Origin of the sequence: Gordonia sp. NPDC003585 (genome assembly GCF_040610755.1) — a bacterium.
Taxonomy (GTDB): Bacteria; Actinomycetota; Actinomycetes; order Mycobacteriales; family Mycobacteriaceae; genus Gordonia.
Genome location: NZ_JBEXMX010000010.1, coordinates 18,049 through 35,880 on the forward strand (window position 1 = coordinate 18,049; position 17,832 = coordinate 35,880).

The 17,832-nt window shown below is 59.7% G+C and carries 5 protein-coding genes; all 5 read left to right on the forward strand.

The genetic code is table 11. The annotated features are described in order from the left end of the window. Positions 1 to 4: 4 nt before the first annotated feature. Genes ABZW74_RS04245 through ABZW74_RS04265 form a run of 5 tightly spaced genes read left to right on the forward strand, consistent with a single transcriptional unit; the run spans position 5 to position 17,829 of the window. Complete coding sequence (locus ABZW74_RS04245; protein ID WP_355274224.1) at positions 5 to 4,735, forward strand: restriction endonuclease subunit M; 4,731 nt, start codon at positions 5 to 7, stop codon at positions 4,733 to 4,735. Next, positions 4,732 to 10,983, forward strand: a complete 6,252-nt coding sequence (locus ABZW74_RS04250; RefSeq protein ID WP_355274227.1) for a DEAD/DEAH box helicase — start codon at positions 4,732 to 4,734, stop codon at positions 10,981 to 10,983. Before ABZW74_RS04245 ends, ABZW74_RS04250 begins: the two co-directional genes overlap by 4 nt. Next, positions 10,980 to 13,139 (forward strand): UvrD-helicase domain-containing protein, encoded by a 2,160-nt coding sequence (locus ABZW74_RS04255; protein ID WP_355274230.1) that lies wholly within the window; start codon positions 10,980 to 10,982, stop codon positions 13,137 to 13,139. Before ABZW74_RS04250 ends, ABZW74_RS04255 begins: the two co-directional genes overlap by 4 nt. Before the next feature lie 39 nt (positions 13,140 to 13,178). Then, on the forward strand, positions 13,179 to 16,115 hold the full coding sequence (locus ABZW74_RS04260; protein WP_355274234.1) for an ATP-binding protein: 2,937 nt from the start codon (positions 13,179 to 13,181) through the stop codon (positions 16,113 to 16,115). Next, complete coding sequence (locus ABZW74_RS04265; protein ID WP_355274237.1) at positions 16,093 to 17,829, forward strand: response regulator receiver domain; 1,737 nt, start codon at positions 16,093 to 16,095, stop codon at positions 17,827 to 17,829. The genes ABZW74_RS04260 and ABZW74_RS04265 overlap by 23 nt, the downstream gene beginning before the upstream one ends. The last annotated feature ends 3 nt before the right edge of the window (positions 17,830 to 17,832 follow it).

Consider the following 17,832-nt stretch of genomic DNA (forward strand, 5'->3'; position numbering starts at 1 on the left):
CACGATGTTCGATTCCATCCACAATGTCAACGACTTCCTCTCTGAGCACTGGCTCGCCGAGGTCTTCCCGTCATCCCTGAAAACGCTGACGCGCCAATGGAAAGAATGGTCCGAGCAGGGCAAGTCGACACCCGTCAGAGGGCTGTCGTCCATCGCGGCCGGCTACATCAAGGACCTCGGAGACCTGCCCGATCCGACGGCCGACACCCTCGCCGACACGGTCACCGAGTTACACGGGATGCTGCTCGATGCCGTTGGCCTGAAGACCGATCCGATCATTCTCGAGACCCGGCAGGCCGAGACACCCATCGACGTGCCACTGCTGGCCAGGTATCCGAGTGCGACGACTACCGACTCCCTGCACATCTTGCAGGCGTACCCCGTGGCCAACGCCGATGCGCTGTTCGGCGGCGACGCCGAACTGGTGGAGCCGCTGACCATCCACGTGAGCAGCGAGAAATCCGAGTCGCTTTGCGGGGTCAGCGAGGCGATTACCCAAGTCTTCGTCAGCGACGACGCGCCCCGCTACCTGATGGTGGTCGCCGGCAGCGTGGTGCTCCTCACCGATGTTGTGCGCTGGTCGGAAGGCCGCTATCTCGCCTTCGACGTCGCCACCGCTCTCGACCGACGGGACGACAAGGCCAACGGCGAACTGTCTTGGCACGCCGGACTGTGGTCGGCCAATGCATTACTGCCCGATGAAGACGACGGCAAGGCCGAACTCGACCGGTACACGGAGAGCTCCGAGAAGCACGCCGTCGGCGTGAGCGAAGACCTCCGCGAAGGACTGCGGATATCAATCGAGAAGATTGCCAACGAAGTGCTCACGCGTCGGCGGGACAAAGGCCTCGCCGTCGAAGGCATCCCGGAACTACCACGTGATCTCACCACCCAATCGCTACGGTTTCTCTATCGCATCTTGTTCCTGCTCTTCGCCGAGGCGCGACCCGAACTCGGAGTGCTTCCGGTAGGAGCACGCGAGTACGAATCGGGATACGGGCTGGATCGACTCCGCGAACTCGTCCAAGTGCCGCTCACCGGGCGTTCAGCCGACGGGCATCATCTCCACGACTCTCTCGACCTTCTTTTCAGGCTCGTCAACACAGGCCACAACAGCGGCGGGCGGGACACGGAAGGTCTCGTCTTCGAGCCGCTTCGCTCCGATCTGTTCGATCCGTCGAAGACACCGCTTGTCGACGGCGAGGGCATGCGGATCAGCAACCGTGTGCTCCAGGAGGTATTGAACCTTCTCTTGCTTTCGAAGCCATCCAAGCGCAAGGGTTCTCAGCGTGGGTACATCTCCTACGCGCAGCTCGGCATCAACCAGCTCGGTGCCGTTTACGAAGGTCTGATGTCCTACAGCGGTTTGATCGCCACCGACGACATGGTGGAGGTGGCCAAGGACGGTAACGCCGACAAGGGCTCGTGGCTGGTGCCATCCAGCAAGTCCAGTGACTACGACGAGAAGGATATCGTGTGGCGCGAGGACCGACTCACTGGGCGCAAGGACATCGTCCGACACTCCAAGGGCAGCTTCGTCTTTCGCCTGTCGGGACGGGACCGCCAACGCAGCGCCTCGTACTACACCCCCGAGGTGTTGACCAAGTGCGTGGTGAAACATGCTCTCGCCGAGCTGATCAAGGACGACACCCCGGCGCAGGACATCCTCGAGTACCGCATCTGCGAGCCGGCGCTGGGCAGTGGCGCCTTCCTCAACGAGGCCATCAACCAGTTGGCCGCGGAGTATCTCAAGCGTCGGCAGGATGAGCTCGAAGAGCCGATCAAGCCGGAGAAGTACACCGAGGAACTTCAGAAGGTGAAGGCGTACCTCGCACTTCATCGCGCATATGGAGTCGACCTCAACTCGACTGCTGTCGAGTTGGCCGAAGTGTCGCTGTGGCTCAACGTGATGCACAGCGGACTGCGGGCACCGTGGTTCGGTCTGCATCTCCGCCGCGGCAATTCCCTCATCGGTGCGCGGCGCGCGACATACGATCTCACCGCGCTTGGCCGCGCGAAAAAGAGTTGGCTCAAGACGCCGCCGATGGACCGGCCGTTGTCGGAGGGCGCGATCGGCGACGGCGAGATCCACCACTTCCTGATGCCGGCCGATGGTTGGGCAGCGGTCGCGGACGCCAAACAGGCTAAAGAACTGGCTCCGGAAGCCGCGGCCGCGCTTCGTGAGTGGCGCAAGAGCGTGACCAAGAAGCCGAACCAGAAGCAGGCCGACCGGCTCCGAGCGCTGGCGACACGTGTGGAGCGACTGTGGGCGTTGGTATTACGTCGGATGGAAATCAGCGAGCAGCAAGTCTCCCGGCAGATCGACGTTTGGGGCGCCGACATCCCGTCGATCAGGGCTGCGGTGTCGCGCGAAAAGGTGGAGGAGGACCTTCACAACCCCGAAGGTCCGTATGAACGGCTCCGTCTGGCCATGGATGCGTGGTGCGCACTGTGGTTCTGGCCGCTCACTGGATCGGTCACCGATGATGAACAAGGCCATCCCGGCCCGCCGGATCTCGATGAGTGGATAGTGACGCTCGAAGAGCTCCTCGGCGCGGCGGGAATCAAGAAGGTTCACAAGGATCAGGGCTCTTTCCAAGATCTCGCCGAAGGCTACAAGGAACTCGCACAGATCGACAAGCGAGATCGAGAGTTCACGGGTATGCGATCCATCCCGGATCTGCTGCTGCGTCATCAGTGGTTGGGTGCGGCCCGCGAGATTGCTCAGGACCAGGGATTCTTCCACTGGGAGTTGGACTTCGCGCAGATCTTCCAGCGCGGAGGGTTCGATTTACAGGTGGGTAATCCGCCGTGGGTGAGACCACTGTGGCGCGATGATGTCTCTCTCGCAGAATTCGACCCATACTTCCTTCTCGAGGAAAAGATTCCGGATAGAATATTCAAGCAGCGGCGTTCTCGGGTCCTGGAGTCCGATGAGGCTTCAGTTGGTTATCTAATCGATTTGAGTTCCTGGGCGGGCACGGCCGAGTCTCTTGGTTCTCATGTCGAGCATCCGGTGCTCACTGGTGTCCAGACCAACCTGTACGCAAACTTCATGGAGTGCGTCTGGCGCAATTCAGGAGAATTCGGCATCGCGGGATTGCTGCATCCAGAGGGACACTTCACGGACCCAAAGGGTGGGGTATTGCGGAGTTCGGCCTATGCTCGCCTCCGCCGCCATTGGCAGTTTGTCAACGAGCTAATGCTCTTTGAAGAGATTGGGCACCCGAAGATGTACGGAATTCATATATACGGGGGTGTCCGGGATGAAGTCTCATTTATTCAGATTGCATCGCTTTTGAGTCCGGAGACGGTCGACAGCTCTATGGGCTGCGAACCTTCTGCGGGCAGAGACATACCCGGTATTCAGTATCCTTGGGGTGGATGGGATCTGCGCGGCCATCCATCACGGATCGAAACTATTACTGAGCCGGTCCTCCGTGACTGGGCGAGAATGTTTGATCCGCCAGGCACTCCGGCGACTCAAGCGAGACTCTTGAGACCCGTAACAAGAGAGCACGTCGAAGTCCTCCGCATATTGGCGAACTCGCCGAACCGACTTTCAGACTTGGGATATAGATGGACTCGCTGCTTCGACGAGGACAAAGGCAAGAAAGATGGCTACATAGAATGGCGTACTGAAGTCCCTTACTCGGCATCTGAATTGGTCTATCAGGGGCCGCATATATCGGTCGCGACTCCGTTTGCGAAAGAGCCCAACGAGAACTGTAAGAGCAAGGGAGACTACACCACCTGGGACCTCGAATCCCTTCCGGAATCGGTGATCCCACGAACCAATTACCAGCGTGCCTGCGACCGCGACTCCTACGACGCCGGTATCCCGAAGTGGGGCGATCGACCCGCGACGGACTACTGGCGGGTAGCGTGGAGGCGAATGACCCAACCTGGGTTGGAAAGATCACTCCACGCAGCCCTTGTCAGGCCGGGGGTAGCACATGTAAACACAGTCAACTCGTTGACTGTGTGTACATGTGCTACCACCTGTAAACAATTGTCGAGCCCTGAAGGGCTCTCCGACGTACGCAAGACCGGCCTTGTTGCCGGACTGTGGGCGTCACTTCCCTTCGACTACCTGGTAAAGGTCAGCGGGAAGTCTGACGTGCAAGCAGAACTCGTTGACCGGTTCCCTGCCCCGATCGATCATCCTGCAGCTCAACAACTCCTCCTACGGACGCTGCGCCTGAACTGTCTGACGCGCGACTACGAAGAGCTCTGGGATGCCCTCTACGAGAAGGGGTTTGCCGGCGATTCGTGGACTGCGCCGTTCGCCTCGCTGCTGGACCCCCTCGGGGTGAGTACGCGGAGGTGGACGATGAAGACCCCGCTCCGCACCGACTTCGAACGTCGTGCGGCACTCGTCGAGATCGATGCGCTGGCGGCGCTCATGCTCGGTCTGACCGCCGAACACCTCGCACTGATGTTCCGCGCCCAGTTCCCGGTGCTCCGCAAGTACGAGTACGAGATGTACTTCGACTGGAACGGGCGCAAGATCGCGAAAGATCACCACGCACAAGGAGTTCACCAGCAGAAGGACGATTACAAACTGCTCCAGGCATGGATGATCGGCGAGGACTGCGGCGACCTGCTCGACCGCTACACGCCGTTCGCGCCTGACGCTGACCACGATGAACCGTGGTTCTACAAACCGGATCGTGAAGCAGAGATGCGCGCGGCCTACGCAGAGTTCGAACAGCGATTGGCCGCTGGCGAATGACAGCTCCGAATCCGAGCCTCCCATCGCTGCTGGCGTTGGAGACCCAGGACTCGATCGTTGAGTACCTCTCGACGACCTTCGCGCTCTCGGACCCCGAAGCGCAACAGGCGCTTCGTGCATTCTTGGCCGATCCCGGTACCGGAATCTTCCGCGGTCCCTACCTGAAGATCAGGACGCCCTACCAGCCGGTCGGGACGGGATGGGTGTCACCGTTGGAGTGGATGCCAACGGGATTCAAACCCTTTCAACACCAGGCCGAGGCATTCGCTCGGTTGTCGACGAATGGCAAAGCAGCACAACCCACAATCGTCACCACGGGTACCGGGTCGGGTAAGACGGAGTCGTTTCTCGTTCCGTTGCTGGACCATTGCAGACGGGCTGTGGCGCGCGGTGAGAAGGGTATCAAGGCGATCATCCTGTATCCGATGAACGCTCTGGTCACCGACCAGGCTCGCCGCCTGGCGCAGTACATCCACGATGACAACCGCCTGGCGGGCGTGACGGCGGGTGTCTACATCGGCGGTAACGGCAAACGAAAGCATCTGAGCCGCCATGCTCTCGTCGATCACCGTGAGACCTTGCGAGAGAATCCGCCTGACATTCTGCTCACCAACTACCGCATGCTCGACTTGCTCCTGCTTCGCCGTGCAGACTCGAGTCTGTGGGCGGATGCGGCGCTGAGCCTGCAGTACCTCGTCCTCGACGAATTCCATACCTACGATGGCGCTCAAGGTACCGACGTTGCCATGCTCATCCGCCGCCTCGGTGCCAAGGTGGGTGTGGCCGGAGCAGGTGGGCCACTCGGACGCATCACGCCCGTTGCGACGTCCGCGACCTTGGGCGGCGGAACTCAGAGTTCGGCTCTCCGCGACTTCGCCGAAACCATCTTCGGCACCCGGTTCGCTCCCGACTCCCTCGTTGGTGAGAGTTCGTTGGCAGCCACCGACGTCGTGCAAGAGGTCGATTTCAAACTCGACATCCCCAGCGTTGACGACATCCTCTCCGCCCCGGCGCCGGTGAGCGACGACCCGGAGTCGTGGAAACCCCTCGCCCATGCGGTACTGGGCTCTGCCGCAGCCGAATCGGTCGACTTGAGCGATCCAGTGGCGATCGGAAACGCCCTGCGCCGCCATTTTCTCACCCGAGCCGTGATCGACGTGCTCGGCGACGAGCCCATGACCGTCGCGGACGCCGTGAACGGCATCGCACAAGCAGGCATCCTGCCCTGGGGTGTCCACAACTCCAGCAACCCCGGCGAAGCCCAAACCGCACTCCTGCGCTTCCTCGCGCTCATATCAATCGCCCGCACACGAGACGCAGGCGGATCGCTGCGGCCGCTGGTCAACGTGCAAGTGCAGACCTGGGTGCGAGAGCTCAGCCGCATGATGCGGGTTGTCGGGTCGAGTCCCGGCTTCCATTGGTGGCACGACGGCCCCGTAGAAGGGCAACGCCTGCTGCCGGCGACATACTGCCGCGTCTGCGGTCGCGCCGGGTGGATGGCCGCAACCACCGAACTAGGCGACAACCTTGCCGGCGAGGCATCAACCATCTGGCGCAACAGTGCGCGGCACTCCAGTCGGTCCAAGACGCGGGCGCTCCTCGCGGCAAATCCAGGTGAAGGCGGAGTTCGTTACCTCGACCCGGAGACACTGGAGCTGTACGCCACATCCGGCAGCAACACCATCGCTGTCCACGTCTCCGCGAGCGACGAGGATGCGGCCAATGAGGTCTGCCCGTCGTGTGGTGCGCGAAATGCCATCCGCTACGTGGGGTCAAGCGTCGCAACACTTCTCAGTGTCGGACTCACCACGGAGTTCGGTTCACGGGTTCTCCCCGACGATGAAAAGAAGACCCTGGTCTTCACCGACTCGGTACAGGATGCGGCCCACCGCGCCGCATTCATCGAGGGTCGCGCGTTCGCCTTCAACTTCAGATCGGCACTGTTCCGCGCGGTCCGCGACGGACGCCTGAGCCTCGACGAGGCAGGAAATGCGATGGCGGAGGACGCTTCGAGCGGCGAACTCTACGCTCTCACGCCCCCGGATTTCAGCCGACGGTTGACCGACGACGCCGACTGGCTCGACCACGACAACGGGACGCTACGTTCCCTTCTCGCGACCCGCCTCGCCTTCCAGTCACACCTCGAAATCGGACTCGGTTCCCGCACCGGTCGCACACTCGAGCTCACCTCATCACTCGCAGTCGACATCGACGTCGACCTTGACACCTTCGGCGCTCTCGCCCGCGACATCCATCAGAACCTCCCACAGCTGAGCCTCGGCGGCGTGCCCGACCCCGCTTTCTATCACCCCTGGCTTTTCGGCCTGATCGATCACCTGCGCATCGGAGGCGGCATCGCCCACCCGTGGCTCGCGCGCTACATCAAGGAAGAGGGCAAACGCTGGTCCATTTGGGGTGACAGCGCCGACGGCATGCCAAAGTTCCCCCGTGGCCGTCCCGCGCCGTCCTTTTACACGACAGGACCCTCCGGCGATTCCGACTTCCAATCTCTCAACCCACGCGGCGAATCCTGGCTCACCGACTGGACAAAACGATGCCTTGGCGTCACCGCCGGAGAAGCCAGGGCACTGCTCTCGGGTGTCGTCGAACAACTCGCGGGCACTTCCGGACCCCTGGTCCGGCGATCCGGGGAAAAGGGATCCCAGATCTATGGTCTCACACCCGAATCGGTGATCCTCGATGCCGTCGGTATCGCGCTCTTCGATTGTCCGACATGCCATCACGTGCAGCCGGCGTCATCGAACCGACTCGAGGTGTGGCGGGATGCTCCCTGCCCGAGGATGCGTTGTCCCGGGCATCTCGAGATCGGTGCAGCGGAGAACACGAACTTCTATCGGTCCATGTATCGCAGCGGCCGAATCCGTCGCATCGTCAGTGCAGAACACACTGGCCTGCTCGAGCGTGCCGAACGCGAGGAGGTCGAGACGCGATTCAAGGTCGGCGGTTCCGCTTCCGACCCCAACATCTTGGCCTGCACGCCCACCCTCGAGCTGGGTATCGACATCGGCGATCTCAGCACCGTCGCCCTGGCATCATTGCCGCGGTCCACCGCCAACTACCTTCAGCGCGTCGGCCGGGCCGGACGTTCCACCGGCAACGCGTTCGTTCTCGCAGCGGTGCCAACATCGCCGCGCGACCTCTACTACTTCGCCCAACCCGAGAACCTGATCGCGGGAGAAGTCCGGCCACCCGGTGCGTATCTCGAGGCCACTGAACTCCTGCAGCGTCAATACTTCGCCTTCTGCCTCGACAAAGTCGCCGCACAACAGCTTTCGGTCACGACCACCATGCCCACCAAACTGGCCGAGTGCCTCGACCACGGCATGGATGATGGCCAATGGCTCAGATCGGTCATCGACGTCTGCATCGATCATGCCGATCCGTTGGTCACAGAGTTCTCGGAGTTGTTCGCGTCCAAGATCTCCGACGATGCCCGCCTGCACCTACGGGAATTCGCACGCGATGATATTCGTGCCCTCGCCGCCGAGACCGCGGCCCGGTGGAAGACCGAGACCGACGAGATCCGCACCCGGATGAGCGGTCTGTCGGACACCATCGCCGTCCTCGACGCCCACGGTCACCTCGACGACGCCCAGAAAGAAGACCGCAAACGCTGTGCCGGAGAATTCCGGGCACTAAGCGAGCAACTCTACGAACGCGGCAGCATCGAAACCCTCACCGGACTGTCCGGCGTCGGACTCCTGCCGAACTACAACCTCCTCGACGACGCGACCACCCTCGATATCCACCTGTGGTGGACCGTCGGTGAATCCGGCGGTAAACCACAAACGGAGGCGCTCGACCTCAGCTACGAGCGGGGAAGCGCTACCGCCCTGACCGAACTCGCACCCGGCGCCTACTTCTACGCGGGAGGCAAGCGAGTCGAGATCGACGCGATGGACATCGGACCCGGCACCAAACCACACTGGCGCCGAACTCGTCTGTGTCCTGATTGTGGTTGGGGCACAACCACACTTGACACGGTCCACGCATGCCCACGTTGCCATTCCGGTGCCGTCGCAGATTCCGGATGTGCACACAACGTGCTCGAGCTACGCAAGGTATCGGCGGTGCATCGTCTCGATGACACCCTCATCGACGAGGACGCCGAGGATCGCACTCGCACCTTCTTCGGAACAATCACGGGTGTCGACATCGCGCCCGAGGACATCACGCAGGCGTGGCGTCACACCGGTGCCACCTTCGGTGCCGAGTACGCCCGAACCGCCACCATCCGCACGATCAACACCGGCTACGGCGACGCCCCGGGAGAGCCCATCACCATCGCCGGCGACGAACGCAACGCGCCCGGATTCACGACATGCGAACACTGTGGCGTCGTGGCCTCCAGAAACACCCGCACGGACGACGTGCGCCATCGCGGCTACTGCGTCACACGGCGAGGTGGCACGGAGAAATGGACACGTCTCCTGCTGTCCCACGAACTCCGAACACAGGCCGTCAGATTGCTGCTTCCGGTGTCCTTACTGAACTTCGAGACGACACTCGCATCATTCAAGGGGGCGCTGCTTCTCGGGCTACGCAAGGACTTCGGCGGCGATCCCCAGCATCTGGCTGTAGTGGCCTCCAGCATGACCGGCACTGAAGGGGCCACCCGCAGGTTCCTGGTGCTACACGACACGGTGCCCGGCGGAACCGGATACCTCGACCGCTTCGGTGAGCCCGACCGCTTGCGGCACATCCTCACCCTCGCCCGCGACACGCTCGCCGAATGTCCCTGTCGCACCGAAGAACTACGCGCATGTCATCGATGCCTGTATGGGGTGCTGCCTGCCCGCGACATGACGCACGCCTCCCGGGAAACCGCACTCGACCGTCTCGACGAGTTCCTCGGAAATTGGGAGGTCGAGAAAATCGGGACGGTCACCGGCATCGACATCGGCAAAGTGCAGCTCAGCGAACTGGAGATTCGTTTCCGCGAGCTGATGAAGAAGCAACTCGACTCGCGGGCCGGCTCCTCCTATGAGATCTCGATGGGGACAAACGGAGAAGAACTCGACATCCGCATCCCGGGACTCGACGGGCAACCTCGCAGATGGCGGATGCGGCCCCTCGTCCAAATGGTGGCTTCGGGCATCGCCACCGAACCCGACTTCCTGCTCACCCGGGTGGACGCGCAAACTGCGGATGTCGCAATTTATCTGGACGGCAAGCAGTTCCACGCAAGTGTGGAGCACAACCGCACCGCCGACGACGCGAAGAAGCGTGATGCGTTACGTCGTTCGGATGCACGAGTCTGGTCGATTTCGTGGGAGGACGTCACCGCGGTCGAAACCGGCAGCGCCAAGAACCGATCACAGGACATCGTTCATCAACACGTCAAGAACTCCGCAGCCGAGCAGGTGACCGATCCGCGGATCAAATACCTGTGGGACAACCCGATCGACTTCCTCATCGAATACCTCGCCGATCCGGACGCCGACGTCTGGGGTGACGGCGCCACCGCGACGACCCTGGCTTTGGTCACCGCCCCGGACAAACACGGTACCGATGAGCCCGTCTTCACCAGTCCCACACAGCTGGGTCAGGTACTCGCCGACATCGCAGTCGGAACCGACTCCCACGCTTCGGGTTCCGGAAGCATCATGGTGGTTCCGCGACACGGGTTGAGTGGGTTGCCGCTCCTGATCTGTGCCGACCCCGAGAACTTCGAACCCACCCTCGGAGTCTTCACCCTCCTCGATGACTCCGAGGAGTCGGTCGGCGGCAAGATCCACGACCAACGATGGCGTGCCTGGCTCCGATGGGGGAATCTCCTGCAATTCGTCCCGGTGCCGCACTTTGGCGATCTGCTGCCCCAACGCATGGCAGCCATCTGGACGACCGAATCCTTGGCCGATTTCCTCTCGGTACCGGTCCCCTTGGCGAGCACTTCGGCAGGCCGCAGCGACATCATCACCCCGCTGTCCGGCGAGTGGAAGATTGTCCACGAGTACGCCGATCCGGCTGTGTCGGGCCTCGTCGAGGAGTTGGCGGTGAAGGGGACGGCGATCCCCGAGGTCGGTATGGAGCTGGGCCCGGATCAATCCATTTGGCAGGTGGAACTCGGTTGGGAAGACCCACGAATCGCCGTCGTGACCGACGACGTCGACGACCGTGACCGATGGCTGGAGGAGAATGGCTGGCGGGTGTTCCGCATGTCGGCTGTGCCCGAGAACGGCCTAGTGGGCGAAGTTGTCGACGCAGTGACAGGAGGAAAATCATGACGAGATACGTGCAGATGCACGAGATGTTCCAGGAGTCCTACGACAAGCTCGACGGCAGCATCAAGGGCAAGGTCCTCAACTTCATGGTGAAGCTCCAACAGGATCCGGACGCCACCGGACTGGACTTCAAGAAGCCGAAGGGAGCTGCCAACAAGCACATTCGGACAGCACGGGTCAACGACAACTACCGTGCTGTCCTGGTGGACCCGGGCAAGGATTCGGCCCTCTTCCTGATCTCGGTGATGACCCACGACGACGCCTACGATTTCGCAGGCAAGGTCACACTCCAGGTCAACACCAAGACCGGAGCCGCCGAACTCTTCGACCGACGAGCACTTCAGGAAGCGGTCGACCAGGCGCCGACCAGCACCTCGGACTCCGACGTTCCCTTCATGCCCGCGGCAGTGAAACCGATCGACCTCGAACGTTTCGGTGTGGAGCCAGAACTTGCCGAGAAACTGACCGAGGTGGTCGGTGAAAAGGCCTTCCTCGCCATCGCAGAGGCCCTGCCCAACACCCAGGCCAGTGCGGTCCTCGACATGGCGTTCGGGAAGAGCCCCGATGAGGTGTGGAATTCCTACGCCATCGACGAACCCGGCCCGATCGATCCCGACGATATCCAGAAGGCATTCACCCGCCCCATCTCGCAGCTCAACTTCACCGCCGCTGCCGGCGACAACGAGGCCGAGCTCCGGGCCGTCCTCGAGGGAGACTTCGCCAAGTGGCGTGTGTGGCTCCATCCGCTGCAGCGCAAGCTTGCCGACCACGACGGTTGGAACGGTCCCTTCCGCGTCACCGGTGGTGCGGGGACCGGCAAGACTGTTACCGCGCTTCACCGAGCCCGGCACCTCGCGCGTCGGCTGGATCAGGAGAAAAGTGCGGCAAAGGTGCTACTGACCACCTACACCCGAAACCTGGTGCGCGCCATCGAAGCCCAGTTGATCGAGCTCGCAGGCAAGGAGATCACCCAGCGGGTGGAGGTCCTCAACGTGGACTCCCTCGCGCGCAAAGTGGTCGCTTCGACCGACACCGGCCGCGCTCTCGTCAGCTCATCCTCACTCGTCCCCGACGGTGACCAGCGGGTCGTGCAGCTGTGGAAGGTGGCCGCACAGCAGTCGGATCACCACTGGGAACCAACATTTCTCGCCGAGGAGTGGTCCATGGTCGTCTTGGGAAACTCGATAGAGAACGAGGCCGCGTACCTGCGCGTGGCCAGGAGTGGACGTGCCCAACGCCTTTCGCGACCTCAGCGTGCCGATGTCTGGAAGGTGATCGAACACTTCCAGCGATTGATGAGGGCTGACAGCCTGATCACCTTTACCGAGCTCGCCGCACGCGCTGCGTCGGCCCTCGGCGCGGACCCGAAGCTACGCGACAAGTTCGACTACCGATTCGCCATCGTGGACGAGGCACAGGATCTCCATCCCGCTCATTGGAAGATGGTACGTGCGCTGGTCGCGCCGGCAACCGACGATCTCTTCATCGTCGGTGACGCACACCAGCGGATCTACGGACGGCCAACACCACTGTCGCGCTACGGAATCGAGACCCGTGGACGTTCCCGGAGGCTGACGATCAACTACCGCACCAGCCGGGAGATTCTGCAATGGACCCTCCAGGTGGCCGACCCGGACGTCGACGACCTCGATGTCGAATCGGAAAGTCTGCAAGGCTCACGATCGGTGTTCGGTGGGCCTGCACCAGAGACAGCCGGCTTCGACAGTGTCGAGCACGAGAACGCCGGGATCGCGACATTCATCAAACGATGGGAAGAGCAGGGACTGCGCGCCGCTGACATCGCCGTCTTCACCTACGAGAAGCGACATGTCGCAGACATCGTACAATCGCTGGCCGCGGAAGGGATCAATGCCGCGGCAGTCGGCTCGAACACCGCCGAAGAGAAGCTCGGTGATGTGGTTCGTGTGATGACTATGCACAGAGCCAAGGGCCTCGAGTATCGCGGGGTGGTCCTGGCGAGGCTTGGAGAGAACGAGTTTCCACCCGCATACATTGCAAGCAAGACAGGTGATGATCTCGAACGCGAACTGAAGAAGCTCCGCAGCGTCCTCTACGTTGCCGGGTCCCGGGCGCGCGAGCGAATGGCCATATGCTGGACTGGTTCGCAAAGCGACTTCACAGGGCGGCCGGTGGTATAAGAGCTCTAACTATTGTTCATCCGGCACTTCGCGAGGTCGATGCCCAACAGCGGCGAGACAGAAAAACAGGAAACGATGGCAACGTTCAGAACAAGCGCACGCGCGGTAGACATGCTTGGCCGCCAGCAGATCGCAGGTATTCCCACAGCTATCTCGGAGATCTTCAAGAATGCCCACGACGCATATGCTTCGAATGTTCGCGCTGACTACTTTCCGGCGCGCCAGACCCTCGTGATCCGCGACAATGGCGTCGGAATGACCAGAAGCGAGTTCGTTGAAAGATGGCTCACGGTAGGTACCGATAGCAAGCTTAAAGACTCTAGCTTGCCTCCGATGATTCGAACTAAAGGGGCCGGAATCCGCCGCCAGATGGGCGAAAAGGGGATCGGCCGACTTGCCATCGCGACGCTTGGGAATCAACTGATAGTGGTAACGCGAGCGGGGGGTCAGGCGCGATCAGGTGTTGACGAGGGCATTACAGTCGCATTTGTTCAGTGGAGCACCTTTTCAATTCCAGGGCTAACGCTTGATGAGGTCCCTGTGCCGATTCGCACTGTAAGTACCTTGGATGAAGTAAACCCACATTTGGTACGAAGCCTCGCAACGGAATTTCGGGAGGAACTTGCCCAATCCAGCCGTGCTGTAAGTAGCGGACACTATTCGGGAATACTTGCTGAAGTGGACCAGCTATCACTAGATCCAAGGGTGTACATCACGCTTGGTGACAGGGAATTCTTGTCGGCGGGAGGCACTTCCTATCTCATCGCACCAGTTGGGCTTGACTTGGCAGAATCGGTAACTGTTCCCGGACATTCACTCACCAGCGAGGTTACAGAGTTTCAGAAGTTCCTGTTGGGGTTCTCCAATACGATGACAGAACGTTGGTCGAATGAGCGCATTGAAACAAGTTTCTTCATCCACGAAAATAGTTCGATTACTGATGCTATCGATCCGGAGTCAGAGTTCTGGACTCGGGATGATTTCGGGCGCTCCGACCACGTTGTCGAAGGAAATTTCGACCGATATGGAACCTTTGACGGGCAAATATCAGTTTACGGAAAAACTCCGACTTCATATGTTGAGCCATGGACGAAAGGCGCTGGAAGTACTACCGCGTGCGGTCCATTTTCGATAAAATTCGGATATCTACAGGGCAAATCATCAGAATCACGCTTGGCGCCGGACGACTATTCATTGATGTCTCATCGACTAGATGCCATTGGCGGTATCTACATTTATAGGGACGGAATACGGGTCTTGCCATATGGGAACTCCGACTACGATTATCTCGACATCGAGAAGAGGAGGTCAAAAAGGGCATCAACATACTTCTTCTCGTACCGTCGGATGTTTGGAGTGATAGAGTTAGACAGCTCAGTGAATCGTAATCTGCAGGAAAAGGCGGGAAGAGAGGGATTCAGGCAAAATCGTGCGTACCGTGAGTTTGTAGAAATCCTTCAGAACTTCTTCATACAACTAGCGGCGGAGTACTTTTCCGCAGATTCCGACCTAGGGCGTCAGTGGCTCGACACTCGCTCGGCCCATAACCGGAGGGCCGCCCTTGAGATCCTCAGAGAACGCGATGCAAAGAGCCGGAGAAAGTTCGTACGGAACCTACAAGACTGCGCAGATCGTCTGAATCGAGGGGAACTACAGCGGGAGGCTGATAGCGAGTTCGCCCGTTTCAAACGCAGTCTTAGTGAGAGCGTCTCACGTCTGACTTCGGTTGAACTAGTCGACAGTCTTGCGGTGACACTTGAGCGCTTGTCTGAGAAATACGACCTTGCGCGCCCGGTCGACCTACCACTCGCTGAGGACGAAGAGGAATTGTGGACCGAGTACCGCGAGATACTGCGCTCAAATGAATCGTATCTTGGGCGGCTGCAAGACGAGGCGGTAGAGTGTCTTACGCGCCTACCAGGGCCAGCTAAGTATTCGGCTGAGGATCTTGTTGATCGAAGGTTCGCGGAACTGTCCGAACAAATCCATGTCAGACTCCAGAGACGTAGCGAAATGACGCATCGAACCCTTGAGAACGCATTGAGTAAACTACACGAGTTCACTCAGCAAGGGCATCTAGCAATGGACGCACTTATTGAGCAGAAACACCTTAGTCGAGCTCAGTTTAACGATACTGCGCAGGCGGTAAATAGAGATTTTTTACTTCTAGACCAGGCACTTGCTGAGATTGAAGACGATGCTGGCCGATGGATGCGGCGTGCGTCTGGTGACGAACTATCGGAGCCGGGCCGGCGGGTGCTGAAGGAAGAGATAATGGATCTAGAAGAACGTCTGGAGCAGAATCTTGAGCTGCTTCAACTTGGCCAGACGGTCGAAATTCTGAGCCACGAACTGCAGGCTAGCACCACCGCGGTGCGAAAGGGCCTTAGGAACCTGAAGCCGTGGGCGAATGGCACACCGTCTCTTCAACCCATTGTTCGGGATCTAACTGCTGCCTTCACTCACCTGGACGGTCACCTTAGGCTGTTCACGCCGCTCCAGAGGCGGCTGTATCGCGAGCGGGTGGCCATAACTGGCCGTGAGGTCGAAGCATACGTCAAAGCTATCTTCGACGAGCGCCTTAAGAACCATGAGATTGAACTCGTAGTAACTGAAGACTTCCGCAATTGGACATTTGTGGGGTTTCCGAGCGTTCTCTATCCTGTCTTTGTAAATCTAATGGACAACTCTATTCATTGGCTTACCCGAAGCGATCTCGAGAGGAAGTCTATTCGACTTCACTATGACCAGAAACGCGAGTGGGTAACGATCGAGGATTCCGGTCCAGGTGTGAGGCCAAACGACTATGATCGCATATTTATGCGAGGGTTCGGCCGGCGACGCGGCGGCCGTGGACTAGGGCTCTACCTCGCGCGCCAGGTGCTTAGGGCTGAAGGTCTAGATCTGTGGCTTCATCGGTCGGGTCCGAATCCTGTCTTCGTTATTTCGAAGCATGACGGTGATGCTAATGGTTGACAACAGGATTCGTGCCGAGCGTTTTCTTCGGACTGCTGTCCTGGTTGATGACATGGCATTCGGGGATTCACCTGACGGTGTCATGACTGCTTCGTTGGAAGGAGGTTTGCCGGAGTTAGGCAACGATAGCGCTGGCCCGAGAAGACTTCAAGCCGATCTTGAGGGTGGGGATGCGGTGGTAGGGACTGAGGCGCTGGATGCGAAGAGTGTGATTTCTGGTTTCGCCGCCTTGGGAATTACCTGCGCAATCCTTCCGCCGGAAGGTCCAGATCTCCAGGGTGCTCGGAACGAATCTATCCTGGCCCTTGCGAAGACTGCGGACTTGGTGGTGCTGGATTGGGTGATAGATAGAGTTGAACAAACTGAAGGCGGTGGCTCCTTCTTCAGGCTGGACACGAACCTCAAGTTGTTGCTGGAGGTACTCAGCGCCGATCGAGCGAGCGGAAACCGTCTGAGACTTGTGTGTATATACACCGGACATCCGAACCTATCTGGTATCAGGGACGAGATCCTCAAGAAGTTGGGTGAAACCGCGAGCTCTGTATCACTGCCCGTACCGACATCGGCGATTGATTATATAGACTTCAATGGCGCACGAGTGGTTCTCGTCAATAAGTCGCTACGGGGTCCTCATGTTGCAAATGAGAGCCCTGATGAAGAAGGAGAAGTGGTCTATAAGAGGGTTGCGGAGAGCGACCTGGCTGCGTTCGCCGTCGGAAAATTTTCTGATTTCGTGTTGACCGGAACTCTCCCGGAGGCTGCCCTGGGTGCACTCACCGCTGTCCGAGACAACGCACATCTAATTCTGAGGCGATTCAGCAGCGACATGGACCCCGCTCTGTTGAATCACCGCGCACTGACTTCAGAAGCGGCTGCGGGCGAGTATCTTCTCGAGCTGATCGCGGACGAGGTTTCGTCGGTCGTGACCTCGTACGAGGCCGGTGCTTCGATAATGGCCGATTCTCGGGTAGAGGCGCGTATCCAGGAGTTGCTGGACAGCAATTCTGCAGAAGTCAGCTCTAATCATGACGAGATAAAGAAGTACTTCCTCGGGCGTTCTTCAAATATTCCAAAGAAGGATCGAGGAGTCGGCCTTCTGGTTCCAGGTAGTGAATCTGATGCCTCGAACGCTGTCGAAGTCGACAACAAGTTCTCTGTTCTATCATCCTTCGCGAGGGATGGGGCCAGCTACGGGCTAAGGGAAGTCGCACCGATCTTGAGTGTGGGTACGGTAATTGCGCCTGTTGGCGGGGATGGCCAGGGTTATCCATACTTTCTAATCTGTCTTCATCCAGCGTGTGATAGCGTCTTTCGCTCAGGTGACAATTCGCGGAAGAAGCAGTTCCCCTTCCTCGAGATGAAGGTGGTCGACGACGACTCGAGGAACTTTCATTTAATCGCGCAGGACAGAGGGAGCTATGTGCGTGCGTATGCAGAGAGCCTCTCATTCGCGAACTTGGTTGGGATTGATTTCCGGGCAGCCGATGATTGTGATTCAGTTCAGGCCGTTTGGCAGCGCAAGGATGCTCGTTGGTGCTTCGAGCCCACGGACACTGTCAAGTCGCTTAATGGTCCGCATGTTGATCAGTTTGTGTGGGTTGGCGACCTGCGCACGGGCAAAGCGCACAAGCTTCTTCAGTCGATCGCTAACCTGTCGTCGCGGATCGGTTTGAACGAGTACGAACACCTTCGGATACAGGCGAAGGACCTGTGATCG